The organism is Streptomyces sp. NBC_00466 (assembly GCF_041433995.1).
Classification (GTDB): Bacteria; Actinomycetota; Actinomycetes; order Streptomycetales; family Streptomycetaceae; genus Streptomyces.
In genome coordinates, this window is sequence record NZ_CP107896.1 from 2226022 (window position 1) to 2252482 (window position 26461).

Here is a 26461-nt window from a genome sequence, read left to right on the forward strand (position 1 = left end):
AGAACCGATGGGTGCGCGACACCGTCTACAGCGGCACAGGGACTTCGTTGAGATAGAGCTGATCGATGTCCGGGGCCGACATCACGCCGGTCCAGATCCGCACCTCGTCGATGAGCCCAGTGGGATAGTTGCCGAAGGACCCGCCGGCCGTGCGTCCACGCCCGATCGAGAAAGTCCCTGTGGCCTGCCAGGGGTCATCGAACACGATGCCGTCCCCGGTGTCGTCGTCCGTATCCGTATCCCCTTGGGCGCCTTGACGGACACCGTTGACGTAGAGGTACAGCTGGTGGTGAGCACCGTCGTAGACACCAGTCAGCATCGTCCAGTCGCCAGGGTCGACCAATTGGGCCGAGGCCACATTCGCCGGTACAGACACCACGTCAGCGCCCGTCGAGTCCGCCATGGTCCGGCCGAATACCCACATGCCCTGGGAAAGACCAGCAGGCTGCTGGTACCAGAGGCCCCAGCTGTCACGCTTGCTGCCCGACTGTCCGGCGACGGCCATGGTGTGAGAAACGGACGTGTCCGACAGCGAGGCCGGATCGAGCTGCGCCCACGCCGAAATCGTGAAGTCACCCTGGGAGTCGATGACCGGACCGGACGCCGAGGCGTTGCCGGTCGCACTTCCGTTGACGGACAGCACGCTGCCCTTGCCGCCTTCGTCATCCGTCTTCCAGGCGCCTCCGGAGTCCACGGTGGCCGTATGCCCATAGCCGGACGCGTCCGCGGCCGTGGAGCCGGTGCTCTCGTCCAGATTCCACTCGGCCGCCAGGGAAGGGCGAGCGGCGCCTGAGCCGGGGTCCGTCTCGGCTTCGAGGTCTGCGGCTTCCTCCGTGGACAGCACGCGATTCCACATCTGGATCTCGTCGATCTGGCCCGGGAAGTAGTCGGAGTAGGCAGCTCCGTACTGGCCACGGGCGATCTCGAAGCTGCCGGTCGCCTTCCACGGTGTCGTGAAGGCAACCGCGTCACCCTGGGGCACACCGTTGACGTAGAGCTGGATCGTCTGGGCCTGGGCGTCGTATACACCCGTCAGGTGGGTCCAGACGTTGACGGCGGGCACCGTGGTGGACACGGATCGCACGATGGTGGGCGTGGCCGAGTCCGCGGTGTACCGGTTGAAGATCCACGCCTTGTACGACGTCGAGTAGTAGAGGGCGAAGGACGAGCCCTTGGTGCCGGCCTGCGCGGCGACCACGGCGTTGTGGGAGGCGTCGGTCAGCCGTGCCCAGCCGGAGACCGTGAACGACTTGGACGTGTCCAGGCCGGTCCCGGTGGCTGCGGCGTAACCGCTGGTCCCGTCCGTGTCCAGCGCCGTGCCGAGACGAGCACGGGTCGACCACCCTGCGCCGCCGACGAGCGTCGCGGGGTGCGCCCCGGCGCTATCGGCGGCCGCGCTACCGGATCCTTCGTCGAAGGACCAGGTACCCGTGGGCGGGGCGCCGGGGGCGACCTCGAAGTAATAGGTCTGGCTGGCGGACGAGTTGCCCGCCGCGTCCCACGCAGTCACGGTGAGCTGGTTGAGATCACGCGCGTCCGGGGCGAGGGACAGGGCAGTGCTGGTCGTACCGGACGGGACCGCTTTCGTGACCTGCTTGCCGTCGTTGAGCGTGTACGTGAACTTGACGACGTCGGTGTCCGCCGCCTTGACCGTGAAGGTGCCGGGCGCGCCCACACCTCCGTGCGCCGTGCACTGGTCCGGATCGTCGCTGGTCGCACAACCGGGGTAGTCGGTGGACGACACCGTCGGCGCATCGGGCTTGCTGGTGTCGATGTGGAAAGCGCACGCACCGGTCTTCGACCAGCCCGAGTACATCGACGCCGACGTGCCGTTGAACGAGTAGTGGTACTCCGTGCGCGCCCTGATCCAGTACGTCTCGCCGTTCTTCAGCACCGGGGTCTTCCACGTGCCGGCTTTCCCGTCCGTGGTCCAGGCGGACGGGCTCCCCGACGCAGCCTTGGGGTCGGCAACGTCCGGGTCGTACCGGTAGAGCTCGAAGTTGGGGCGGAGCGTCGACTGTGATCCGTCCGCCGACTGCACCGTGGCCGAGAGCGACGGGGTCAGGGACCGGATGTTGACGGCGACGCTGGAGCTGGCACCGCACGCGAGCTGCGGGTCGGAGAGCTTCAGGCTGGTGGGCGTGCTGGGCTTGGACACGAACGTGACCGACAGCGTCGGCTTGTGGTCCGAAGGCGAGGCGAACTGCTTCCAGGCGATGGCATCCGAGTTGCTGGCGGCTCTCAGCCCCAGGGTGGTGGACGCCGACGACTTGCCCGCCGTGTAACTCACCGCCTTCGTGGCGTCGAACGACACGTTCCCGCCGGGACACGAGGACGAATACCCCTTGGCCGCATCCACCGAGTCGACCTTCTCCGACCACGCGGGCTGGTGGGCATAGGTGGTGGACGAGGAAATCGACCCGGTCCTCCACAGCTCCACCGCCTTCTTGGAGCAGTTGGCCGACCAGACCTCCAGCGCGTTGAAGGTCGCGGAGAGCACTTTCTTGCCGCCCAGCGCATGGGTGTCGAACTGGTAGAAGGAATAAGCGATCTTGTTGTCCACATAGGCGTCGTATCCGACGCCAAGCGCATGAGACGTCTTCCAGAAGGACGTGGTCTTCACGTTCGACCAGGCAGTTGTCCAGCCGGACAGCGAGGAGCTGGTCGTCTGCGGATCCAGAACGACCGGAAACGTCGTCTCGGGGTCTTTGAGGAACTGCTGGTCGGGCGTGACGGTCAGCGCTTCCGAGGTGACCGACACATCCATGACGGACGTCTTTGAGCTCGGGTCGGGGCCGTCGACGACGCTGCCTTCGTCCTCACCCGCGACCTCGGCAGTACGGGCGGCCCGCGCGGTGGCAGGCTGCGGGACAGCAGGCGAGGAGTCGTACATCAAGGCTGTACCCGTCGTGAACACCGGGCGGCCCTGGTTGTCGACCAGTGCAGCGCCACCTGTGCCGGTGTCGTGGACGGCAATGCCGTTGAGCGAGACGGGGAACCGGACCGTGGCAAGGCCCGTGTCGTCCGCGGCGGCCCTGGTCTTGAGAACCAGGTTCTCACTGAAACCGTCAGGCGTGGCCGCGACGACCAGATCAACGCCGGCCAGCACATCCGCGTAGGTAGCTGTGGCCCCGGAGAGCACCGGCGCGGGAAGCTTCCAGGGCGACCGCACGGTGTAGTCACGCCCGGCGTTCTCGATCCTGGCCAGCGGATCCGACGAGCCACCACCGGAGAATGCGATGTTCGCCGCTGCCGCCTTGGGGACGACCAGGCCCGACGGGTCGGTCCGGAGATCGGTGTCCACCGGGACCCAGTCGGCGCCCTGTTTCACCCGTACCGGCTCCGGGCTGGTCTCGGCTGTGAAGGTGCCGTCGGGGTTCGCGGTGACCAGCTGTGTCGGGGTCGTCTCTGCCGAGACGCCCACGGGCTGACCGGAGGCCGCCGACTGACCCGAAGCCCTGGCCTCCGGGGACAGCGCTGCGTCCTGAGCCGCCGACCCGCCGACGGGGCTGCTCTGCGTGTCAGCAGCCGCCGGCGAAGCGCTCACTCCGCCCGCTATCTGCACGATCAGCGCCGCGCAGACCAGCCACACACCGCGGGCAGACATGCGTCTGCCACTTCCCCTGGATTTCCTCACAGCCCGGCTCCACCCCTGTACGCCAAGCTAGTTGGCCCCCGCAGCTATCGCTCCTGGATCTTGGCAGCGGGAGACCAATGGCGGGGCAAGGGGATGACCAAGAGGAAGCCACGTGAAGGTTATGTGGTCACCATGTGGTTAAATTCACATCAAGCTTGCGGCACGTACACGGATAACTCACACCCCCGGCGCCAGCCGCTGCACGTCTCGGGCCGTTCCCGTCACTCCCGCCAGGAATCCCTGCGCCCGCGGTGACGCCGTGTCCGTGAGCCAGGCGGGGTCGATGTCGCAGACCGCCACCCGTACCTCCGTGCCCGCCAGGGCGAGCGGCAGGGTGTGGACCACCGTGGACGGGAAGCTCACGATCGTGCGGCCGATCGGGCCGCGGCGGGCGATCAGTTCCAGGGGGAGGTCGGGGCGGACGATCTCCAGGCCCGTCTCCGCGTGCAGGCGGTGCAGTTTGTCGGTGGATTCGCGGCGGTGGGCGAAGTACCGCGTCACCCGGTGGGCGCGGGCGAGGCCGGTCACCGCCGCGATGTAGCGGTCCTGGTCCACCACTCCCGTCTCCACGAGCGAGGTGCCCACCAAGTCGGATGTGCGGGTGATCCTCGGCGGGCCGAAGCGGGAGCGGGTCCAGGCGAAGTCATTGGTGGTGACCGTCAGTCCGGGGGGCGGATCCGACACCGGCATCGAGCTGAAGACCTCCACCGCGCGCCGGCCCGACGGGGTGAGGCGGCGGCGGGCCGCCGACGCCATGGGGGCGAAGAGCAGGTCACGGGGGCCGCGCCGGCCGCGTCTGTGCCAGCGGACCAGGGGCTCCTTCGCGGCGAGTTGGGCGATGAACTCCATGGTGGCCGTGCCGTCGTCCACCACCGTCAGGTCCCGGGCGCCGGACAGGGCGAGGAGGAGTTGCACGTACCGCGAGAACGGGTCCCCGATGACGATCCGGTCGGCCCCGCGCAGCAGCGGTGTCAGCCCGCCGATCGTCTGGAACGGCGCCGCCACTCCGCCACGCGCCTCCTCCCAGCGCACCGTGATCCCCTCGCCCCGGGCCAGTTCGGCCATCCGGCGCAGCTGGCCGCGGGACATGGGGTCGAGCGGTGAGAGGACGACCACGGTCAGGTCCATGGTCGTCGTGTGGGCCCACTCCAGCAGGTTGAGCAGCTGGACGGGGCTCTCCACGAAGGCAAGCGTGGTGGGGGCGCTCTTCACAGTGGCGGTTCTCCGGTCTCGGGCTCCGGTCTCGGGCTCCGGTCTCAGACCGACGCGGGCTCGCGGTCCGCGCCCTCGGCCACGACGCCCGTGACGCGGCGCAGCTTCTTCATCGGGGCCAGCTCCGAGTCGTAGACCTTCTTGACGCCGTCACCGAGCGACGCCTCGATGGTGCGGATGTCGCGGACGAGGCGCGTGAGGCCCTGCGGCTCGACGGACGCTGCCTGGTCGGAGCCCCACATGGCGCGGTCCAGGGTGATGTGGCGCTCGACGAACGCCGCGCCGAGCGCGACCGCGGCCAGGGTGGTCTGGAGGCCGGTCTCGTGGCCGCTGTAGCCGATCGGGACGTTGGGGTACTCGCCCTGGAGGGTGTTGATGACGCGGAGGTTCAGCTCCTCGGCCTTCGCCGGGTACGTCGAAGTGGCGTGGCAGAGCAGGATGTTGTCGCTGCCGAGCACCTCGACCGCGTGCCGGATCTGCTTCGGCGTCGACATGCCGGTGGAGAGGATCACCGTACGGCCGGTGGCACGCAGCGCGCGCAGCAGCTCGTCGTCGGTGAGCGAGGCGGACGCGACCTTGTGCGCCGGTACGTCGAACTTCTCCAGGAACGCGACGGCCTCGGTGTCCCACGGGGAGGCGAACCAGTCGATGCCGCGCTTGGCGCAGTGGTCGGAGATGGCCCGGTACTCGGTCTCGCCGAACTCGACGCGGTGGCGGTAGTCGATGTACGTCATCCGGCCCCAGGGGGTGTCGCGCTCGATGTCCCACTGGTCGCGCGGGGTGCAGATCTCCGGCGTGCGCTTCTGGAACTTGACCGCGTCGCAGCCGGCTTCGGCGGCGATGTCGATCAGGGCGAGGGCGTTGTCCAGCTCACCGTTGTGGTTGATGCCGATCTCGCCGGTGATGTAGACGGGGTGGCCGGGGCCCGCGGTCTTGGCGCCGAGGGTACGGAGGCGGGTGGTGCTCATGAGGGGGATTCCTTACTTGTTGAGGGTGGGGCCCAGGAGCCAGGCGGCGATCTCGCGGATCGCGCCTTCGCCGCCGGGGGTGGTGGTGACCGCGCGTGCGGCGCCGCGTACGGCGTCGTGGGCCTGGGCGACCGCGACGGGCCACCCGACGAGGCCGAAGCACGGCAGGTCGTTCACGTCGTTGCCGACGTAGAGCACGCGCTCGGGCGCGACACCCTGTTCTTCGCACCACTGCTTGAGTGCGAGGTCCTTGCGGTCGATGCCGTGCAGCACGGGCACCCGCAGCTTGCGGGCGCGGGCCGCGACGACCGGGTTCTGCTCGGTGGAGAGGATCAGGAGTTTGAGGTCCGTGGTGTCGCGGAGCGCCGCGATACCGAGGCCGTCGCCGCGGTGGACGGCGACGATCTCGTGACCGTCCGAGTCGATGAGGACGCGGTCGTCGGTCTGGGTGCCGTCGAAGTCCAGGACGACGGCGTCGACGTCGTCACGGCCCGGCAGCGTACGGACGTCCAGGAGCGGCGCGAGGGCGCGGGCGCGGGCCAGGTCGTGCGGGTCGTCGATCTCCAGGACGCGGGCCGGGTCGGTACGGACCAGGGCGGTCTCGCCGAAGAAGCGGTGCCGGGCGGCGCGGAAGCCCCCGGCGTTCATGGCGTACGCCGCGCCGGTCTCCAGGTAGTCCTGCGGGCGGTCCTGGCGGCGGGGGCGGAACGCCTTGTCGTGGTTGACCCCGGCGGTGTCCGTGCCTCCGCCGTCGGCGTCGGCGCGCTGTTCCTCGCGCCAGATGAAACCGTGCGTGGGGGCGACGGTGAGCGCGGTGTCCGCGCCGCCCCCGGCGACCGCGGCCGCCACCCCGTCGATCTCCTCGCTGGTGAGGAAGGGGCTGGTGCACTGCACGAGCAGCACGACGTCCGTACCGGGGTACGTGTCGAGCGCGTGCAGTACGGCGGCCTCGCTGGTCGCCGTGTCCCCGGCGATCTCGGCGGGGCGCAGCACCACGTCGGCGCCGGCCTCGCGGGCCGCGGTCGCGATCCGCTCGTCGTCCGTCGACACCGCGACGTCGGTGACGTGACGGGCGCCCAGACAGGCGCGGACCGCGCGGGCCACCAGCGGTACGCCGCCGACCGCTTCGAGGTTCTTGGCCGGCACGCCCTTGGATCCCCCACGGGCCGGGATCACGGCCAGGACCCGGGGGGCCCTGGCCTGTGCCGCGGGGGCGGTGGGTCCGGCCGGTTCGGTGGCTTCGGTGGCTTCGGTGGGCATCACAGTTCTCCCATGCGGCGGATGACGGGGGCCACGCGCTGGACGCCGTGGCGGTACGCCCCGCGCGCCGCGTCCCGTACGGCGTCGCGTACGACTCGCCGTACACCGCCGGTCCCGGCGGCGGGGGCCGCGTCCAGGCGGTAGCGGGCGAGGATGCCGGGGAGGTATCCGGGCGCGGTGACGTGGGTGTAGTAGGGCTCGATCGGCGGGAGCCGGGGTTCCAGGAGCAGTCGCGCGATCCGTTCGCGTACGGCGTCGAAGGCCGTGTCGTCCGCCCCTCCCTCGGCGGGGGGACCCCCGGCCGCCACCCCCTGCCGGGCCAGCCAGGCGGGGTCGGCCTCCGGGCTCGCCCCGGAGTCCAGCTGGTCCCAGGAGGCGAGGCAGCCCGAGCCGAGGAAGTGGTGGTTGCCGAGCGCCTCGCGGATACCGAGGTCGGTGAGGACGGCGGTGGGGATGCGCCGGTGCAGGGACTCGAGGGCTGCGGTCGATGAGACCGTGACCAGCAGGTCCGTGCGGTCCAGCACATCGCCCATGTGCCCGTACACCAGGCGGAAGTTGGCGGGCAGGCCGCCGGGGAGCTTCTCTGCCAGCTTCTGGTAGGGCAGTTCCTCGATGTGCGTGGTGTGCTCGCCGGGCTGGGAACGGAGCTTGAGCAGCACCTCGCGGTCCGGGTGCAGCCGGGCGTGTTCGACCAGACGGCGCAGCAGATACGTACGGCCCTCGCGGGAGGCGGGGACGGAGGGCTGGGCGGCGAAGACGACGGTCTTCAACGGGCCCCCCGCGTACGGCGTCCCGCCCAGGAACGGCAGCGCGGTCCCGGTCACGGCGGACGCGTCGGCGCCCACACCCTCGTACACCGCGCGGAACCGTTCCGCGTCGTGCGGCGAGTTGGCGAGGACCACGTCGGCGCCGTGCCGCAGCAGGAGTCCGTCGGCCAGCTTCTCGTAGACCACGCCGACGTAGCCGGTGACGACGACGGGCCGCCGTGCCGGCTTGCCGAGTGCGGCGGTCCCCTCTCCGGCGGTCCGGGCTGCGGCGGTCCCGGCTGCGGCGGTCCCGGCTGCGGTCGCCCCCTCTTCCGCGGCGGCCCCGGGGCTCCCGAGCGCGGCGAGTCCGTGCAGCATCGCCTGGACGGCGCCGCCGACGAGTGCGAGGACGACCACGTCGTAGCGGTCGCGCTCGACGGCCCGGAGGAACTCGGCCCCCGTCACCTCCTGCACGGCGGCCGTGTCCACACCGGCACCCACCTCGGCGAGCTGGCGCGGGGTGGGCGTGGCCCGGCCGCGCAGCAGAAAGCCGCTGAGCCTGGCGTCCCCTACGGAGAGACGGCGTGCGGTGAGGGCGCCCCATTTCCAACGGGTGTCGGAATCGGCGATCACGGCAACGCGGAGAACATCGCTGGTACTTGCTTGCACAACGACGAAGGTAGAAAGGCATTCGGTTCGGCGGCCCAACTCAGCCGCAACAAAGGGTTAACAGCGGGCCGACAGCGGGGGGAACGGTGAACGGGACTGACCGGTTCACTGTTCCGCCATATTCAGTTCACCTGCCATCCCACCGGGCTTCAGGGCAAATGCCGGGTAGCCTCTTAGCGTCACGCAGGTGGTTAAGCTCTCCGTCATCGTGCCGTTCTACAACGTGCAGACATACGCCCCCGACACCCTCAGAAGCCTGCGCGCGAACGCACGCGACGACTTCGAGTTCCTGCTCGTCGACGACTGTTCGACGGACGGGACCCCGGAGATCCTCGAACGTGCGGAGCGCGAGCTTCCCGGGGCCGTCCTGCTGAGACACCGGGAGAACGGAGGACTCGCCACCGCCCGCAACACCGGGCTCGACGCGGCGAGCGGCGAATACATCACCTTCCTGGACGGGGACGACTGGCTCGCCCCGGGGTACTACGAGCGGCTGCTCGCCGGTATGGAGGCGCTGGGCTGCGACTTCGTCCGCACCGACCATGTGCAGTGCACGGGCAGCACGCGGACGGTCCACCGGGTCCCGTACGGCAGGCGCGGCGAGGTGACCGTTCCGCGCGAGGTGATTCTGCCCGCCGACCGCTCCACCCCGGTCGACTACGCGTACGCCTGGGCCGGTATGTACCACCGCAGGCTGCTGGACCGCGGGCTGCTGCACTTCACCCACGGGCTGCGCACCGCCGAGGACCGCCCGTGGATCTGGCGGCTGCACAGGGAAGCGGAATCATTCGCCGTACTCGGGCTGCTGGGAATGTTCTACCGGCGCGGTGTCGCCTCGTCCCTCACGCAGATCGGCGATGTGCGCCAGCTCGATTTCATCCGCGCATTCGACCAGGTTATCGACGAAACATCGAAAGACCCGGAAGCCGATCTCCTTCTTCCCAAGGCCGTGCGCACCTATTGCGCGATTATTTCGCACCACTTGGGCTCCATCGAAAGGTTCGAACCAGCCGTGGCACGTAAATTGCGGACGCTCAGCGCGGCCGCGCTGAAACGGATGCCGCAGGATCTGCTGAGCGACGCGCTCGACTCGATGGACACCGCGCGCGCCTCGCGGCTGCGCCGGCTGCGCCGCCGTCCGGCCTCGCTGACGACGGAGGCCGCAGCGTGACGACGTCACCCGCCCGTGGATCCAGTACGCCCCCCACACCCCGCGCGCCCCGCACGACGCAGATCTTCTACGCCTCCACGCTGTACGGGGCCGCCACCCTGGCCGCCGCCATCGACAGCGGCTGCTTCGACTCCGCCGACCGGCGGCTGCTGCTGGTCAGCAACAACGCGGCGATCCCGGAGACCACCCCCGCGCTGGACGCGATGCCCGGCTTCGAGCAGCTGCGCGACCGGTTCGACGGCGTGCTCTCCTGGAACGACACCATCGACCCGCTGCACCCGGGCGGCTGGTCGCCGCGCAACGACGACATCCCGCTCTGGGAAAGGCAGTTGAGGCTGCTCTGGGACCTCGGTGACGACCGGATCGAGCTGGCGGTCGAGTCCATCCAGGTCAACCCGGCCCAGGCGCTGGCCCTGCTCTTCCAGGACGCGCCGGTCACCGTGTACGCGGACGGGCTGATGTCGTACGGACCGACGCGCAACAAGATCGATCCGCTGATCGGCACCCGGATCCGGCGGCTGCTCCATCTGGATCTGGTGCCCGGTCTGAAGCCGCTGCTGCTCGCCGAGTTCGGGGTCGAGCCGGAGATCGTGCCGGACGCCGCCTTCCGCAAGGTCCTGGGCGAGCTGGCCGCGTCCGCGACGGGCCTGCCCGAGTGCGCGGAGCCTCCGGCGCTGCTGCTCGGCCAGTACCTCTCGGCGCTGGAGATCCTCACTCCGCAGGAGGAGGAGGACCTCCATGTACGGATGCTGCGCGGGGCGGTCGCGCTGGGCCACCGCACGGTCGTGTTCAAGCCGCACCCGACGGCGCCGGCCCGCTGGTCGCGGCTGCTGGAGCGGGAGGCGGAGCAGCTGGGCGCCGAACTGACCGTGGTGGACGAGCCGTTGCTCGCCGAGGCGCTGTACGAACGGACGCACCCGGCGCTGGTGGTCGGCTGCTTCTCCACCGCGCTGCTGACGGCGAGCGCCTTCTACGGGATCCCGGTCGCGCGCACCGGTACCGAGCTGCTGCTCGACCGGCTCGCCCCGTACCAGAACAGCAACCGTGTCCCGGTGACCATCGTCGACGCGCTGCTGCCCGGTCTGGGGAACGCCGGGGCCGCGCCCGCGGGCGATCTGCCGGGGCTCGTCGCCGCCGTCGGCTTCGCGATGCAGCCGCAGCTGCGGCCCGATCTGCGTCCGGCGGCCGAGGCGTATCTGAGCCGCCATCTGGACGCCCACACCTGGCGCTACTTCAAGCGTCGCCGACTGACCGTGCTGGGGCTGCCGGGCGCGCTGCCCGCCCAGCTCGCCTTCATCCCGCGCAACGCGACGGTACGGCGGGTGGCCCGGCGGGCCCGCTCCCTCAAGAGAGTTGCCCTGGGATGACACCGGCCCCGGCCTCCGTGCCACTCCCCGCCGCTGTCCCCGCGCCGGTGTCCGCGGCGGCCCCCGACCAGGACACCGGGCCCGCACCCGCGTCCGGCTCCACCGCCGCACCGCTGCCGGTACCGGACCCGCCCGGATCCGACGGGCCGCTGCCGATACCCGCCGCGCGTACGGGCCCCGTTCGGCCCGTACGCGCGGGCGGCCGGCTGCGCGCGCTCGACGGGCTGCGGCTGGTCGCCGCCCTCATGGTCGCCGCGTACCACTACGGCGGCCGGGACGGCGACATCAGCAGGGCCTGGGGCGGGTCGCCCCGCCACCAGTTCCCGACGCTCTCGGAGTGGTTCGCCTACGGCTGCCTCGGTGTGCAGATCTTCTTCGTCATCAGCGGTTTCGTGATCTGTATGAGCGGCTGGGGCCGGCCGCTGCGCTCCTTCTTCGCCTCCCGGGTCTCCCGCCTCTACCCGGCGTACTGGGCGGCGATCGTGATCGTCACGGCGACGTTCGCCCTCCCCTGGGTCGCGTACCGGACGGTCTCGCCCAGCGACGCGCTGGTGAACCTCACCATGCTCCAGCAGCCGGTCGGCGCCGAACGGGTCCTCGGTGTGTGCTGGACCCTCTGGGCCGAGCTGCGCTTCTACGCGCTCTTCGCCCTCTGCGTGGTGCTGCCCGGCGCCAACCGGCAGCGCATCCTGGTCTTCTGCGGGGTGTGGACGCTGGCCGCCGCGATCACCGACGCGGTGCACCAGCCGATGCTGAGCATGGTGCTGATGCCGGAGTACGCGCCGTTCTTCATCGGCGGGATCGGTCTCTACCTCCTGCACCGCGACCGCCGGGACGTCATCGCCTGGGGCGTGACCGGCGTCAGCTGGGCGATCGGCCAGCACTACGCGGTCGCCGGTCTGTGGCACCGGGCCGATCCCGCGTTCTTCTCCTACCGGCACACCACGGTGATCATCGCCGTGGTCACGCTGGGCTTCGTGCTGGTCGGCGCGGTGGCACTCGGCTTCTTCCGCTGGGCCGACTGGCGCTGGCTGACGGTCGCCGGGGCGCTGACGTACCCCTTCTACCTGGTGCACGAGCATCTGGGCTGGGTGGTGGTCGCCGTACTCCACCGGAAGCTGGGGATCCCCTCGTACGGGACGCTCGTCCTGACCGTCGCGCTGATGCTGGGGCTGGCCTGGCTGCTCAACCGCTACGTCGAGAACAGGCTGACGCCGCTGCTGCGGGGCGCGCTGTCCAGGAGGGCCGGTTGAGGGTCGGTTCCCCGGGAAGCCGGTGACGGCCAACTGGGCTGGAATGTGCGGCCGGTTGGCGCGTCACCCGGCGAGCCGGCGTGGGATCGCGGTGACGGAAAAGGCACCTTTACTTATCCGGGAGCACGGGCGAAACTGATACGCCCCGTATGGCCCGGCCCACGTGTGCCGCCCCACGTCCCACCACGGAAGCCAGCGGCCCGTACGTACCCGCTTACGCTCGTTTCGCGAGACGGTTCCCCACCCCGGCTCCCCTGCCCCGGTGAAGGACACCCATGCGACGCTCCACCCTGCTCACCCGTGTGCTCGGCAGCGCGGCCCTGGCCTGCGCGGCTGTAGCCCTGGCTCTGGTCTTCGTACGGTACGACGCGCCTGCCCCGCGCTGGGACATCCTGTCGGCCCTCGGGGCGGCCGCCGTCACCGCCGGGGCGTGGGCCCTTGCCTGCCGCGTGGCACCACGCTTCACCGCGGCACCCCCGGCCGGGCAGCAGTCCGCGGTGCCGCCGCTGCCGGGCCGGCTCCCGCGGCCCGCCCGCGACAGGAGCCGTACGGCCGGGGCGGTCCTCCTCCTGCTGACCCCGCTGGCGCTCGCCCGGCTGGCCGCCGGTACCGGCGGTGTGCTCGCCGGGGTCGTGGTCCTCCTGGTCATCCTGGTGACCCTGAAGGCGCTCCTGTTCGCGCGCCGGCAGACGAGCGAGGCCGATGCACACCGCAAGCTCCGGGTACTGAGGGAAGACGCCGGCGGGGGCGAATTGCACGCCACGCGCGTCGTGGTGGGGGAACCCGTCCGGATGCGTTTCCTGCAGCGGGGCGACAGGCCGGGCGAGCAGGACGTCACGCAGTACCACTGGCTCGTCCTCCGCGACGGTGGACACGAGATCAGGCTGTCCGGTCCCGACGAGGAGGTCGCCCGGGCGGCCGTGCGCTTCGCGGGCCAGGAGGGCTGGATCTGCTGGCCGCTGCGGTGGAAGCTGATCGAGGGGGAACTGCCTGCCGCGTTCGTCGCTGACAACGGTGAGATGTTCATGGGCCTCGCCGATCCGGACGAGGCACGCCGGTATCTGACCAGTACCCAGCAGCTCGGTCCCCGGCGGGCCGGCCGGCGGCTGCCGCGAACCGCCAAGTTCCGCACGCCTGTTCACGGCCGGATTCTCGGCGGCGCCCTGCTGGCCGCGCTGATTGCCTCGCCCGTCCTCTACTGGGGCCCCGGCCGGCTGCCCGCCCTGCTCGTCTGGCTCCTGTGCGCCCTGGCCGCGGGCGCGGTCGGCACATTCGCGCTGCGGGGGGCCGGCACTGCAAGCCGGGCCCTCCCGGACGGCCCGTCCTGGACGGTGAGCGAGGAGTCGGATCCGTCGATCGCCTGACCCGGGTGTGGCCACCGGCGGGTGGCCCGGAGTGGGACCGGGGAGTGCGGCACACGACGTGAACCGTCGTGGCCGCCGCCGGTGCGCCGGGGGCGTGAGGAAGTGACGGCAGTGACCCGTCCGGCACTCCGCGCGCCCTCCCCGGCGTCACGGGCCGCCGTAATGATGAGCGGACCGCACGTGCTCCAGGATCCACGCGACTCCGCATACCTGTCCTTCGGCAGGTGGACATGCGGTGGAAGGAATCCACGGTGTTGCTTCTCATCTCCCCCGACAGTGTCGAAGAGGCCCTCGACTGTGTGAAGGCGGCGGAACACCTCGACATCGTCGATGTCAAAAGGCCCGAAGAGGGCTCGCTCGGTGCGAACTTCCCCTGGGTCATCAGGGAGATCCGTGACGCGGTCCCCGCGGACAAGCCGGTGTCCGCCACGGTGGGAGACGCACCGTACAAGCCCGGCACGGTGGCCCAGGCGGCGCTCGGCGCAGCGGTCTCCGGGGCCACGTACATCAAGGTCGGCCTCTACGGATGTACGACGCCCGAGCAGGCCGTCGACGTCATGTGCGGGGTCGTCCGGGCGGTGAAGGACTACCGGCCGGACGCGTTCGTGGTCGCTTCGGGGTACGCCGACGCCCACCGGATCGGCTGCGTCAACCCGCTCTCACTGCCTGACATCGCCCGCCGGTCCGGCTCCGACGCGGCCATGCTCGACACCGCGATCAAGGACGGGACACGGCTGTTCGACCATGTCCCGCCCGACGTCTGCGCGGAGTTCGTCGGGCTGGCCCACGGGGCCGGGCTGCTTGCCGCGCTCGCGGGCAGCGTCAAGGTGGGCGACCTCGGTGTGCTGACCCGCATCGGCACGGACATCGTGGGGGTACGCGGGGCGGTATGCGAGGGAGGGGACCGCAGAACGGGAAGAATCCAGCCGCACCTGGTGGCCGCCTTCCGCGCGGAGATGGACCGGAATGCCCGGGAACACACGGCGACCGCCGCGACCGCGAACTGACCGCCGGCATGCCGACCAGCAGCCCCGGTCGCGCACCGGCGCCCCGCGGTGAGTGCTTCGCCGTCCTCGACCCGGCGACGGGTACGCCCTTCGCCGAGGCCCCGGCCCAGCACCCGGACGAGCTGGACGCCGTCGTCGAGCGGGCTCACGAGGCCTGGCTCAGTTGGCGGGCCGACCCCCTAGCCCGCTCCAAGGCTCTGCTCACGGCTGCCGACGCGGTGGAGGCGGCCGGAGCCGGCCTCGCCCCGCTGCTCACCCGTGAACAGGGCAAACCCCTGGCCGACTCCTACGCCGAGGTCGCCCGCGCGGCGGCCCGGCTGCGCTACTTCGCCGAGCCGCTCCCCGGGCCGTTCCCCGGACCGTTCCCCGGGCCGCAGGAGATCACGGACGGTCGGCCGGTACGCAGCGAGGTCCGCTGGCGCCCGCTCGGGCCCGTCGCCGCGATCGTCCCGTGGAACTTCCCCCTCCAGCTCGCGTCGGCGAAGTTCGCGCCCGCACTCGCCGCGGGCAACACGGTGGTGCTCAAGCCCTCCCCGTACACACCCCTCGCCACCCGGCTGCTGGCGTCCGTCATGTCCACCGCACTCCCCGAGGGGGTACTGACCGTCGTCACCGGTCATGAACCCCTCGGCGCCCGTCTCGCGGCCCACCCGGGGATCCGTCATGTGACCTTCACCGGTTCGGTGCCGACCGGGCGGGCCGTCGCGGCGGGCGCGGCCGCCTCGCTCGCCCGGGTCACCCTGGAGCTGGGCGGCAACGACGCCGCGGTCCTGCTGGACGACGTGGACGTGGAGCGGATCGCGGAGCGGCTGTTCTGGGCGGCGTTCCGCAACTGCGGGCAGGTCTGCATGGCGGTCAAGCGGGTGTACGCCCCGGCCCGGCTCCACTCCCAGGTGGTCGAGGCCCTCGCCCACCACGCCAGGACCGTCGTCGTCGGGGCCGGGCTCGATCCGGGCACGCAGCTGGGGCCGGTCAACAACGCCCCCCAGCTGGCACGGGTCGAGCGCTGCACGGCCCAGGCCCTGGCGGACGGCGCCCGGGCCGCGGCCGGTGGCCACCGGCTGGACCGGCCGGGCTACTTCTTTGCCCCGACCGTTCTGTCCGATGTGCCGCCCGCCGGACCGCTGGTGACGGAGGAACAGTTCGGCCCGGTCCTGCCCGTACTGCCGTACAGCAGCCTCGACGAAGCCGTCGACGCGGCCAACGGCACCGGGTTCGGTCTTGGCGGCTCGGTGTGGGGGACCGACCTCGACCGGGCCGAGGAGGTGGCCGGCCGACTGGAGTGCGGCACGGCCTGGATCAACCACCACGCCGAACTCTCCCTCGCCCAGCCCTTCGCCGGCATCAAGGAGAGCGGAGTCGGCGTCGCGGGCGGGCCGTGGGGGCTCTACGGAAACCTCAGGCCGTTCGTCGTGCACCGCCCGGAGGAGGCGTGACGACGCGGTTCGGCGCGGCGGTACTGCGCTCGTACGAGAGCCGCTTCGCCCTGGAGGAGGTGGTCCTGACCACCGGGCCGGCCGACGGCGAGGTCCTGGTCAGGATCGCGGGCTGCGGGATGTGCCGGACCGATCTCGCGGTCCGGCGTTCGGCCGGCCGCTCACCGCTGCCGGCCGTGCTCGGCCACGAGGGGGCCGGAGTCGTGGTGGGGACCGGCGGCCCGGCCACCGGCCTGAGCACCGGCGACCACGTCGTGCTGAGCTTCGACTCCTGCGGGCACTGCCGGAACTGCACGGCCGCGGCCCCCGCCTACTGCGACTCCTTCGCCTCGCTCAACCTCTTCGGCGGACGTAGGGAGAACGCGGGCCGGTTCACCGACGCGGCCGGGGGCGCACTGGCCCCCCGGTGGTTCGGCCAGTCCTCGTTCGCCGAGTACGCGATGGTCCCGGCCCGCAACGCCGTACGGGTCGATCCCTCGCTGCCCGTCGAACTCCTCGGACCACTCGGCTGCGGCTTCCTCACCGGCGCCGGAGCGGTCCTCAACTCCTTCGGTGTCCGTCCCGGTGACACCCTCGCGGTGTTCGGCGCGGGCGCGGTGGGCCTGGCCGCGGTGATGGCGGCCACCGCCGCCGGAGCGGTGGCCGTGGCAGTCGACCGGCACCCGGAACGGCTGGCCGTCGCCGAGCGGTTGCACGCGATCCCGCTCGACGCCGCATCGCCCGGCCTGCCCGACCGCATCCGGCGACTCACCGGCGGCGGTGCGCGGTACGCCCTGGACACCACGGGCTCCGCCCGGCTGATCAACGACGCGCTCAGGGCCCTGCGCCCGAAAGGCCACCTCGGTCTGGTGGCACGGCTCCACACCACGCTGCCGCTCGAACCGGGGGCGCTCGACCGGGGCCGCAGGATCTCGCACATCTGTGAGGGGGACGCGGTACCGGGGCTGCTGATTCCACGGCTGACCGGGCTGTGGCAGGCCGGGCTGTTCCCTTTCGACCAGCTGATCCGTACGTACCCGCTCGCCGACATCAACGAGGCCGAACGCGACTGCGACGCGGGCCGCGTGGTGAAACCCGTACTGATTCCGTAGGAGGGAGGGGTGGGGGGGACGGTGAGCGCCCCACTGCCCTGCTGACCGGCCTGTTGGGCGACCGGCTGACCAACCCGCTGACCGACCAGCTGACCGACCGGCTGACCGACCGGCACACGATCCCTGTTTCCCGCTTTTCGTGGTCCCTGCTCGTACCAACGGAGGACGCATGACCGGCACAGCACATCGGAGCACCAGTGCGGAGGGCGTAGCGGGGGGTGTCGGTCTGACCGCTCTCCTGGTCGCCGCGGCACGGGCGATCGAGACCCACCGCCACGACAGCCTGGCGCAGGACGTCTACGCGGAGCACTTCGTACGCGCCGCACCGGCGTGCGCGGGCTGGCCTGTCCGCCTGCGACAGGTCCCGGACGGGGACGCGGACCCGCTGTGGGGGCGTTTCGCCCGCTACTTCGGTCTGCGGACGCGGGTCATGGACGACTTCCTGCTGCGGTCGGTTCGTGACGGGGGTGCCCGTCAAGTCGTCCTGCTCGGGGCGGGGCTGGATACGCGGGCCTTCCGGCTCGACTGGCCTCCCGGCTGCGTGATCTTCGAGATCGACAGGGAAGGCGTGCTGGCCTTCAAGCACCAGGTGCTCGGCGGGCTGTCGGCCACCCCGAAGGCCACGCGGGTACCGACCCCCGTCGACCTGCGTGCCGACTGGGCCGGAGCACTGACCGGCGCGGGCTTCGACCCGGCCGCGCCCAGCGTCTGGCTGGCCGAGGGGCTGCTGTTCTACCTGCCCGTCACCGCCGAGACCCACCTCATCGACACAGTGGACCGGTTGAGCACCGGGGGAAGCGCCCTGGGGTTCGAGGTCAAGCTCGACAAGGACCTGCTGGAACACCGCGACAGCCCGCTCTACACCTCCACGAAACAGCAGATCGGCATCGACCTTCTCGACCTGTTCGACCGGGCGCCACGGCCCGACTCCGCGGGCCGGCTGGGGAGCAGGGGCTGGTCCACATCGGTCCACACCCCCTTCCAGTTCACCCATCGCCACGGCCGCGGCCCGCTGCCCGAGCCGAACGACGCGCTGCAGGGCAACCGTTGGGTGTTCGCGGACAAGCCCCGGGGGTGACGCGGCGGTCAGGAGCGGCAGTGGAGGGACTGTTCCGCTACCTCACACTGCTGCTCCCTTCGCTGCCTCTGCTCACTTCGCTGTCTCACACACTGCTGAGCGAGAGCTTCACCGCGAAGCCCAGGAAGAGCGCGCCCGCCGCCGTCGTCACCCCGGCCGAGAGACGCCTGCGGCGGCGGAAGGCGGCGGCGAGGCGGGTGCCGCCGAATATCAGCAGGGTGAGGTACAGGAAGCTCGCCAGCTGCGCCAGCCCGCCGAGCACCACGAAGGAGAGCGCCGGGTAGGCGTAGTGCGGGTCGACGAACTGCACGAAGAAGGAGATGAAGAAGAGGATCGCCTTCGGGTTGAACAGGCTGACCACCAGGGCCCTGCGGTACGGCCGCTCCAGCGCGGTCGCCTGCTCGTCGGTGGACTCCGCGGCCGGCTCGCTCCGGTCACGCCGGTCGCGCCAGAGCCCCCGGGCGGTGCGGACCATGCCGAACGCCAGATACGTGAGGTAACCGGCGCCCGCGTACTTCACCAGACCGAACAGCAGCGGATTGGCCTGGAGCAGCGAGGCGACCCCGGCGGCGGAGAGCGTCATCAGCACGGTGTCCCCGCAGAACACCCCGGCGGCCGCCGTGTATCCGGTACGGACGCCACGCCGGGCGGCAACCGAGAGCACATACAGCGAGTTGGGGCCCGGCAGCAGAATGATCAGCGCGAGGCCGGCGAGATAGGTCGGGAGATCCGTGACACCGAGCATGGACCGAGTCTCGCACGCGGGTACGACAGTGCGGGAGTGACCCTCAGCACCCCGGAAACCCGGAGCGGCCACCAGCGCCTCAGAGCCTCAGAGCCGCAGGACCACCGCACCTCAGCCCCTCGGCCCCGCAGCCCCGCAGCACCCCCTCGGCACCTCCTCGGCAGCTCCTCGGCACCTCAGAAAGCGTCGACCGGTACGTACGTCCCCCACACGTCCCGCAGCGCGTTGCAGACCTCGCCGACCGTGGCCCGTGCCCGCAGCGCGTCCTTCATCGGGTACAGGACGTTGTCCGTTCCCCCGGCCGCCTTCTTCAGCGCGGCGAGCGCCGCGTCCACGGCCGGCTGGTCGCGGTCGGCGCGCAGCGCGGCCAGCCGGGCCGCCTGCTGGGCCTCGATGGCCGGGTCGACGCGCAGCGGTTCGTACGGTTCCTCGGTGTCCATCTGGTAGCGGTTGACGCCGACCACGACCCGTTCGCCGCTGTCGGTCTCCTGCGCGATCTCGTAGGCGCTGCGCTCGATCTCGCTCTTCTGGAAACCGTTCTCGATGGCGCTCACCGCACCGCCCATGTCCTCGACCCGTGCCATCAGCGCAAGGGCCGCCGCCTCCACGTCGTCGGTCATCGCCTCCATGACGTACGAGCCGGCGAACGGGTCGACGGTGGCGGTGACGTCCGTCTCGTACGCGAGGACCTGCTGGGTGCGCAGGGCCAGCCGGGCCGACTTGTCGGTGGGCAGGGCGATGGCCTCGTCGAAGGAGTTGGTGTGCAGTGACTGCGTACCGCCGAGGACCGCCGCGAGACCCTGGACGGCGACCCGCACCAGGTTGACCTCGGGCTGCTGGGCGGTGAGCTGGACGCCCGCGGTCTGTGTGTGGAAGCGCAGCATCAGCGATTTGGGGTTCTTCGCGCCGAACTCCTCGCGCATCACCCTGGCCCAGATCCTGCGTGCCGCACGGAACTTGGCGACCTCTTCGAGGATCGTCGTGCGCGAGACGAAGAAGAAGGAGAGGCGGGGTGCGAAGTCGTCCACGTCCATCCCGGCGGCGACGGCGGTCCGTACGTACTCGATGCCGTCGGCGAGCGTGAACGCGATCTCCTGCGCGGGCGAGGCCCCCGCCTCCGCCATGTGGTATCCGGAGATGGAGATGGTGTTCCAGCGGGGGATCTCGGCCCGGCAGTACTTGAAGATGTCCGCGATCAGCCGCAGTGAGGGCTTGGGCGGGAAGATGTATGTCCCACGCGCGATGTACTCCTTGAGGACGTCGTTCTGGATGGTCCCGGTCAGCCGGTCGGCGGCCACGCCCTGTTCCTCGCCGACCAGTTGGTACATCAGCAGGAGCAGGGCCGCCGGGGCGTTGATCGTCATCGACGTGGAGACCTGGTCCAGCGGGATCCCGCCGAACAGCACCCGCATGTCGTCGACCGAGTCGATCGCGACCCCGACCTTCCCGACCTCCCCCGACGCGATGGCGGCGTCGCTGTCGTGGCCCATCTGCGTCGGCAGGTCGAACGCGACGGACAGACCCGCCGTCCCGTGGGCGATGAGCTGCTTGTAGCGGGCGTTGGACTCGGTGGCCGTACCGAAACCGGCGTACTGGCGCATGGTCCAGGGCCGGCCCGTGTACATCGACGGATACACACCCCGGGTGAAGGGGTACGCGCCGGGCTCGCCCAGCTTCTCGGCGGGGTCCCAGCCGTCCCGCGTGTCGGGGCCGTACACCGGCTCGATCGGAAGTCCGCTCTCGGTCAGCCGGTCGCTGCCGGTTTCGCGTGCCATCTGCTGCTGCCTCCCGCATTGAAAGGTTGCCCACCAGGAAAGCCGCTCCGGAAAGTTACCTCGCAGTAAGCCCTGGCTCTCGCGACGGACTGTAGCGGCGGGGGTGCAGCGGGTGGAGACGCACACGCTGGGACCTTGCTCACAGCATGGGCTTCGCGGCGCCCGGAGGGGGAATCACCCGGTACGAGGCCGGAGAAGAACGCTGAAGCGAGAAGAGCGAAGAGAGAGAAGAAAGAGGTGGTCGTGTACAGGTGAAGGGACCGGTGAGCCCGAGGGCTCCCGAGGGCTCCCGGGAGTTCCTCGGAAAGGTTGGGGGCGCGGGTGGGTCCGGGGGAACGTAACCCACCCGCGCCGGGTGCGCGGAGCCGAAGGTACGGGGGGAACCCCGGCTCACACGCGGCCGATGACCAGTCGGCTCACTCTCTACTGCGCCGGGCTCCCGGAAAGTGTCACACCCGCGGATCGGTACGGCGGCGGAGCCGGTCGGATGCGGCGGTCAAGCCGGTCGGATACGGCGGCGGAGGCGATCGGTCACAGCGGCGGAGCCGGTTCCGGCGAGGCCGTCAGCCGTTCCCAGCGAGCCAAGCAGCCGTTGCGGAGGCGGTTCCAGCGAGCCCGTCAGCCGTTCCCGACGAGCCCGTCAGCCGTTCGCCGTTGCGCCGTTCCCGTCGCTCGGTGAGGGCGAAGCCGGAAGGTCCAGCGTCGGCGAGGGGCCGGGCGACAGGGAGGGCGCCGGCGCGGGAGACGTGGCAGGGGCGGCGGGGGTGAGCGGAGACGGGGGCGTGAACGAGACCCGGTGGCCGCCGGAGCCGCCGTTGCCCAGCACCCGTCCGCAGAACTTCTCGACGTTCGCCGCGCCGCCGGCCTTCGACTCCAGAGCCCGTCTGCGCTCGGCGCCACCCCGGCCCGCGCGGTAGTCACGGCAGGCCGAGGCCAGCTTGTGCAACACCCCGGCGCCCGGCTGGTGGCTGCCTCCGGGCGGCGTCGGCCGGCCCTGGTTTCCGGCGCCGGGACCCCGCCCGTTGCCTGCGGACGGGGTCCCGTGCCGACTGCCCTCTCCCTTGCCGCTGTCCCCGTCGCTCGCGTCGCCGCTGGGCTCGCTCGCCGGGGGCGAGGTCCGCGGGCTGTGCTGTCCTGAGCCGGGCTTCCCGCTGCCGGGGCTGTTGCTGTCCGGCCCCGGCGAGGCGCTGGCGGACGTACCGGAGGAGGATCCGGAGATGAGCGGCCGCGGTGTCGCGGCGGACGAAACGGACGAGGCGGGCATCGGTTCGCTGCGGCCGAAGGGAGAAGGCAGCATGCCGGTCCCCGCGGCGACCGCCACCCCGCTCAGTGCGCAGCCCGCCACCAGGGCGGCGACACTGAACCGCACCGGCCGGCCCCAGCGACCGGCGGCCGACGCCCGCGCCGGTTCCTGCGCCTGCGCCCTACGCCGCAGCGGTCCGAGCGCGTCCGCGCCGCCGTCCCTGGCCAGCCGGAATGCCTCCAACGCCGCTTTCTCGCCGGGGAGTTCATCGGTCTCGGCCCAGCCGGCCGACGGCACCGCACCGTCCAGCGCGGCGTGCAGCCGCGCGGCCTGCGCCCTCGCCTGATCGTCGACGGCGCCGACAGGCCCACCGCTCAGCAGCCGCTCAGCCGTGTCCTTGTCAAGCCATTCGCACCGCTCGTCGGCCATCACATGTCCTTCTGCGTCCACGGACGCGAATGCGTCACACCGACCGCGGCTTTCGGCCCCTCTTGCTTCGACCCCTCGCGTGAGGAGCGCTGCGTGGGTACGGCGTCGAGTCCGTGCGGGCCCGCCTCGGGGCCGAGCAGTTCGGCGAGCTTCTTCAGCCCTCGGTGCGCGGCGGTCCGCACCGCACCGGGCCGCTTGCCGAGCGCCCTGGCGGCGCTCTTCGCGTCCAGGCCGACGACGACCCGCAGCACCACCGCTTCGGCCTGGTCCTGCGGGAGCTGGGCGATGAGCCGCATCGTACGGCCGGTGGCCAGGGCTTCGATGGCCTCTCCCGCGGTGTCCGAGTCACCCGGCTCCGCCACCAGTTCGGACTCGTCGCCGCCGCCCGCGGGGCGCCTGCCCCGCATCCGTATGTGATCGAGCGCGCGGTTACGGGCTATCCGGGCAGCCCAGCCACGGAACCGGTCCGCGTCGCCGCTGAACCGCCGGAGGTCGCGGGCGATCTGCAGCCACGCCTCGGACGTGACGTCCTCGGCATCCGGATCGCCGACCAGCGTCCGTACGTACCCGAGCAGTCGCGGGTGCACCGCGCGGTACACAGTCCGGAAGGCGTCCTCGTCCCCGTCCTGCGCCGCGAGCACCGCGGTGGTCAGCTCCGCGTCGTCCCCCAGCACTCCCTCAACCTGTCCTGCCGCACCGCTCCCCCACTGTGCAGCTGGTCGCCACTGTCGCGCCGCTTTGCGCAATCCGTCACGCTACGGCCTGTGCCCGGCCCACGTCCACGACTTGTACGACCTGCGACAACGCGCTGACTCTGCGCGGTGTGACAGAAAACGCACGTTCGGCGCTGAGAGAGATACGGGACCGTACCGCGGCTCCCGCGGACGACGACCGGGGCCTCTCCTGTGGGGGGTGGCGGCCCCGGTCGTCCTCCCGTTCCGCACCGCCCCGGCTTCGCCACCGTGCACTGACCTGGCCGGCGTCCTGCGGGCCCCCGGGCCTGACCCCGTCCGCGCGGAGCAGGTACCCGTCCCGCGCGGTCCGGGCAGCGCAGTCCTCCACGGTTACTCATCGCTCGGCGTCCCCTTGCGGATCGTTGTCGCTCTCCTCGATTCCGTACTCCCCGCGGTGCTGCGCGACCCGCTTGTCCTCCGTTCCGCGCCGCGCCAACAGACCGGAGATCAGCGCGGCGCCCCCACCGACGACGAGTGCTGTTGCCGCTACCAACACGGCGCGGAGTACAGGCGACAGCTGGTGGTGCGCCGACAGCTTCCATGCGATGTACGCGCTGGCGCTCAGCGCGCAAACGCCCCACACGACGGAGACGCAGCCATTTACCTGCCGTTCTGTGTACTTCTCCGCAACTCCGGGCCCGAAGATGTACTTGCCGGCAGGGGCAGGGGGTTCAGTCATGCTAGTTGCTCACCACTCGTACTCGTCGTTTCAGGGCGGTAGTTGCTACCGACCCCACCACTCCTGTTGTGCTCAGGGAAAGAACAATCGGCCTACCCAACTCCCCGACTCACACACCCGCATAGGACGACGTCTGAGCCCGTTCGGTGATGCGAACGGTGAGGACCAGGGTGCCGTCGGGCCTGCGCGAGCTCAACACCAACCCGACCGCGCTGACTCGACATAGCCGGTCAGTCGCACCGGGTTCGGGGCTTTGGCGCGTGGACACGGCCTCCGTGGAGGGGTTCTCCGGGAGAGGGACGGGGGCATGGCTGCACGGTTGCTGTCAGCGGTGCGGCGACGGTGCTGTCCTTGTCGGCAGGCGTCGTGTAAGGCGGGCGTGCATGGTTTTCCCCTGCCCGGGGCCGGGCGTGGTGGTCACGCTGTCGGTGAGGCGGCGAATCATGTGCCAGCCGAAGCCCCCGGTCCCGCCGTTCAGGTCAGGGGTGCGTTCGCGCGGGGGCGTGGGGCTGGGGTCGCTGACAGCGAGGCACACCGCTTCAGGGGTGACGGTGAGGCGGAGGGTGTAGCGGCCGCCACCGTGGCGCAGTGCGTTGGTGGCGAGTTCCGAGACCACCAGGGCGAGAGTGTCCGCCATTTCAGTGTCCAGGGAAGGGTCGAGGTTTTCGGCGAAGGCGCGGGCTGCGTCGCGGGCGCGAGGGATGCCGCCCGGGCTGTCGCCCTCGATAGCGAGGGTCGGGGGAGCTGCCGTTCCGGTCGTTTTCGTGCTGTTCATGCGCGATCCACCCCACTGTTGTCGGTTGTGTCGCTGAACAGTGCTTCTGCCCGGCCCTTTGGCTTTCACGCTCGCGGCACATGAGGTTCCCTCGCGCAGGTGCCATAGAAGGCCCGTTCTCCGCTTCGGAGGAAATCGATTGTGGCCACAGTAGAAATTCGGTGTTTGTTCTGGTGAGATTTTTCACCTAATGCATGAACTGGCGTGCGTGCAGGTTCGAAGTCCGAAGCGGACCGGCGCATCGTCATCCTCGAAGACCAGCTCGAAGAAGCGCTGCGTCACCGCCACGTCGAACGGAGTCAGACGCCACCCGTACCCGGCCGGTGAAGTCGCCGAGGTCGAATCCGAGCCGGGGGGCGGCGCTGTTGTAGGCGGCGCCCAGGCCGGTTTCGCCCTGAGGGCGAACGCATACCGGAGTAGCTCTGCGGCGCAGGAGCCATCACCCGCAACAAACACCCGCGGCGGCTCAGCCGATCCACGCGGTGGCCGCTTTTCGCCGCTGAGGTCACACGGTCAGACGGCCGATGTCCTGCGGGTCCAGACCGGTCAGCTGGACGATGCGCGGGGCGGGAATCCCTGCGGTAAGCGCCCGGTGGACCAGCCCCTCCCAGTCCTGGGTCGTCTCCCGGAACTCCAGCAACTCGCTCTCCATATCCGTGACGGACTGGGGCGCACACTCCTTCCCGACCCGCAGGATCTCTTCCTCGCTCAGGGGGACAGGCAGGCGCTCTGCGTCCTCAGGGATAAGTCTCTCCGCGTCGGCGGGGACGATCCGAACCCGCTCGGAAGAGGCGGAGACATTGTGAGCCTGCAGCCAGCCGTGTACGGCTGGTGATTCCGCGCACTCCACCATGCCGACGGCAGCAAGGGCTGCCCCCAGCTGAGGATGCCGGTCGGGGAGGAGGAACAAATAAGCGTCATCGGCCATAGCGCGGAATCGCCTTTTCGATGGGACATCAGCGGCCCACTGATGCTAGCGCCCCTGCCGCAACAACCACGCCCGCTCGCAACGACCGTGGTGCACAGGACAGAGCCCCGCCGCTTCAGTGGCGGGGTTGTAATGTTCCGGAGGCTGACGCGAGCCCGGTAAGAAGAACGGCGCTGCTCCGTCGTCGGTGGTGACGGTAGATGACATGCCTCGTCGACGTCGTATGCGAGACGTCAAATCCCTTGTGAAACGGCTGCTTTCAGGGCTCTTGGCGCTGGTCACCGATGATGTGGCGGAGGACAGCGAGGCAATCCGAGGCAACGACATCACCGCCCGCACCAACCGCGTCGTCCCGCACACCCCGCGGATCTCGCTGTCTTGCCCGCAACGGTCGCTCGCCACCGTGTGGGCGGCCCCGCTGCACATAACCGCCGAGGACACTCACCTCTTCGAGGAAGAACGCCGAAACCGCTGGATCCCGGGGTTGTTCTGACGGTTCCACCAACCACCGACGGATCTGACTTCCTTCCGGGCAGCCTGCGGAACGGGGCGCGAAGCCGGGCACGGAGTGCGCGCACCGAGACAGGCGGCGGCTTCGGACGGCTCGGAAGGCCAAGGCCGGCCGGGGCCGACGGAGCCGACGCGCGTGCCGGGCAGGGTGTCCGCCGCCCGGCACGCGCTACTTGCTCAGGAACAGCTGCAGTTACAGCAGTTCGGCGGCGGAGCGCAGCAGAAGGACGCACTCGCCTCCGTCATGCCGTGGCCCGCCGTGAGCGACTGGCTGTGCTCGTCCCCGGCCAGCGAGCCCAGGTCGAGGTCCAGCGCGAGGTCGGCCACCGCGGCAGCGAGCGACGGTGAGCCGTTGGTGTTCTCGTTCATCAAAGCCCTCCTTTC

At 70.8% G+C, this 26461-nt stretch carries 22 protein-coding genes; 9 read left to right on the forward strand and 13 right to left on the reverse strand.

The features are described 5' to 3' along the window. Positions 1-25: 25 nt before the first annotated feature. The 5 genes from OG210_RS09715 to OG210_RS09735 all read right to left on the reverse strand — a co-directional run bounded on the left by OG210_RS09715 (position 26) and on the right by OG210_RS09735 (position 8492). A complete protein-coding gene (locus OG210_RS09715) occupies positions 26-3607 on the reverse strand; it encodes a LamG-like jellyroll fold domain-containing protein (protein WP_371535812.1) in 3582 nt (1193 codons plus the stop codon). Between the two features lie 207 nt (positions 3608-3814). After that, positions 3815-4849: a hypothetical protein gene (locus OG210_RS09720; protein ID WP_371535815.1), complete on the reverse strand. Its 1035-nt coding sequence runs from the start codon at positions 4847-4849 to the stop codon at positions 3815-3817. A gap of 44 nt (positions 4850-4893) precedes the next feature. Further along, positions 4894-5817, reverse strand: coding sequence for an N-acetylneuraminate synthase family protein (locus tag OG210_RS09725; RefSeq protein WP_371535817.1), 924 nt, complete (start codon positions 5815-5817; stop codon positions 4894-4896). Positions 5818-5829: 12 nt separating this feature from the next. Next, a complete protein-coding gene (locus OG210_RS09730) occupies positions 5830-7077 on the reverse strand; it encodes a cytidylyltransferase domain-containing protein (RefSeq protein WP_371535820.1) in 1248 nt (415 codons plus the stop codon). Beyond that, positions 7077-8492, reverse strand: coding sequence for a DUF6716 putative glycosyltransferase (locus tag OG210_RS09735; protein WP_328330454.1), 1416 nt, complete (start codon positions 8490-8492; stop codon positions 7077-7079). Before OG210_RS09735 ends, OG210_RS09730 begins: the two co-directional genes overlap by 1 nt. A 187-nt stretch (positions 8493-8679) precedes the next feature. On the opposite strand from OG210_RS09735, the gene OG210_RS09740 reads away from it, so the two are divergent. The 8 genes from OG210_RS09740 (at position 8680) to OG210_RS09775 (ending at position 18259) form a co-directional block, all read left to right on the forward strand. After that, positions 8680-9663: a glycosyltransferase family 2 protein gene (locus tag OG210_RS09740; RefSeq protein WP_328330452.1), complete on the forward strand. Its 984-nt coding sequence runs from the start codon at positions 8680-8682 to the stop codon at positions 9661-9663. Next, positions 9660-11030, forward strand: coding sequence for an alpha-2,8-polysialyltransferase family protein (locus OG210_RS09745; protein ID WP_371535824.1), 1371 nt, complete (start codon positions 9660-9662; stop codon positions 11028-11030). The genes OG210_RS09740 and OG210_RS09745 overlap by 4 nt, the downstream gene beginning before the upstream one ends. Then, positions 11027-12283, forward strand: coding sequence for an acyltransferase family protein (locus tag OG210_RS09750; protein ID WP_328330450.1), 1257 nt, complete (start codon positions 11027-11029; stop codon positions 12281-12283). The genes OG210_RS09745 and OG210_RS09750 overlap by 4 nt, the downstream gene beginning before the upstream one ends. A 275-nt stretch (positions 12284-12558) precedes the next feature. Continuing rightward, the gene (locus OG210_RS09755; protein WP_328330448.1) at positions 12559-13647 is read left to right on the forward strand and encodes a hypothetical protein; all 1089 of its coding nucleotides are present in this window, start codon (positions 12559-12561) and stop codon (positions 13645-13647) included. Between the two features lie 230 nt (positions 13648-13877). Further along, complete coding sequence (locus OG210_RS09760; RefSeq protein ID WP_328330446.1) at positions 13878-14654, forward strand: (5-formylfuran-3-yl)methyl phosphate synthase; 777 nt, start codon at positions 13878-13880, stop codon at positions 14652-14654. An 8-nt stretch (positions 14655-14662) separates the two neighbouring features. After that, entirely contained in the window at positions 14663-16090 is a 1428-nt protein-coding gene (locus OG210_RS09765) for an aldehyde dehydrogenase family protein (protein WP_328330444.1), read from the forward strand. Then, entirely contained in the window at positions 16087-17181 is a 1095-nt protein-coding gene (locus OG210_RS09770) for an NAD(P)-dependent alcohol dehydrogenase (RefSeq protein ID WP_328330442.1), read from the forward strand. The genes OG210_RS09765 and OG210_RS09770 overlap by 4 nt, the downstream gene beginning before the upstream one ends. 169 nt (positions 17182-17350) lie before the next feature. Then, complete coding sequence (locus OG210_RS09775) at positions 17351-18259, forward strand: class I SAM-dependent methyltransferase (protein ID WP_328330440.1); 909 nt, start codon at positions 17351-17353, stop codon at positions 18257-18259. An 85-nt stretch (positions 18260-18344) separates the two neighbouring features. Here the strand turns inward: OG210_RS09775 and leuE are convergent, their stop codons facing one another. The 7 genes from leuE to OG210_RS09810 all read right to left on the reverse strand — a co-directional run bounded on the left by leuE (position 18345) and on the right by OG210_RS09810 (position 25567). Continuing rightward, on the reverse strand, positions 18345-19004 hold the full coding sequence (gene leuE / locus OG210_RS09780; protein ID WP_328330438.1) for a leucine efflux protein LeuE: 660 nt from the start codon (positions 19002-19004) through the stop codon (positions 18345-18347). Positions 19005-19180: 176 nt separating this feature from the next. Continuing rightward, entirely contained in the window at positions 19181-20779 is a 1599-nt protein-coding gene (locus tag OG210_RS09785) for a methylmalonyl-CoA mutase family protein (RefSeq protein WP_328330436.1), read from the reverse strand. Between the two features lie 640 nt (positions 20780-21419). Next, on the reverse strand, positions 21420-22451 hold the full coding sequence (locus OG210_RS09790; RefSeq protein WP_328330434.1) for a hypothetical protein: 1032 nt from the start codon (positions 22449-22451) through the stop codon (positions 21420-21422). Further along, positions 22451-23125, reverse strand: a complete 675-nt coding sequence (locus tag OG210_RS09795; protein WP_328330432.1) for an RNA polymerase sigma factor — start codon at positions 23123-23125, stop codon at positions 22451-22453. Before OG210_RS09795 ends, OG210_RS09790 begins: the two co-directional genes overlap by 1 nt. Before the next feature lie 394 nt (positions 23126-23519). Continuing rightward, positions 23520-23864 (reverse strand): hypothetical protein, encoded by a 345-nt coding sequence (locus tag OG210_RS09800; protein ID WP_328330430.1) that lies wholly within the window; start codon positions 23862-23864, stop codon positions 23520-23522. A gap of 325 nt (positions 23865-24189) precedes the next feature. Then, the gene (locus OG210_RS09805) at positions 24190-24639 is read right to left on the reverse strand and encodes an ATP-binding protein (RefSeq protein ID WP_328330428.1); all 450 of its coding nucleotides are present in this window, start codon (positions 24637-24639) and stop codon (positions 24190-24192) included. Positions 24640-25144: 505 nt separating this feature from the next. After that, entirely contained in the window at positions 25145-25567 is a 423-nt protein-coding gene (locus tag OG210_RS09810) for a DUF6003 family protein (RefSeq protein WP_371535832.1), read from the reverse strand. A gap of 268 nt (positions 25568-25835) precedes the next feature. Between OG210_RS09810 and OG210_RS09815 the strand changes: the two genes are divergently transcribed. Further along, complete coding sequence (locus tag OG210_RS09815) at positions 25836-26060, forward strand: hypothetical protein (protein ID WP_371535835.1); 225 nt, start codon at positions 25836-25838, stop codon at positions 26058-26060. A 194-nt stretch (positions 26061-26254) separates the two neighbouring features. Here OG210_RS09815 and OG210_RS09820 read toward each other — a convergent pair whose 3' ends face one another. Then, entirely contained in the window at positions 26255-26446 is a 192-nt protein-coding gene (locus tag OG210_RS09820) for a thiomuracin/GE37468 family thiazolyl RiPP peptide (protein ID WP_328330422.1), read from the reverse strand. Between the last annotated feature and the right edge of the window lie 15 nt (positions 26447-26461).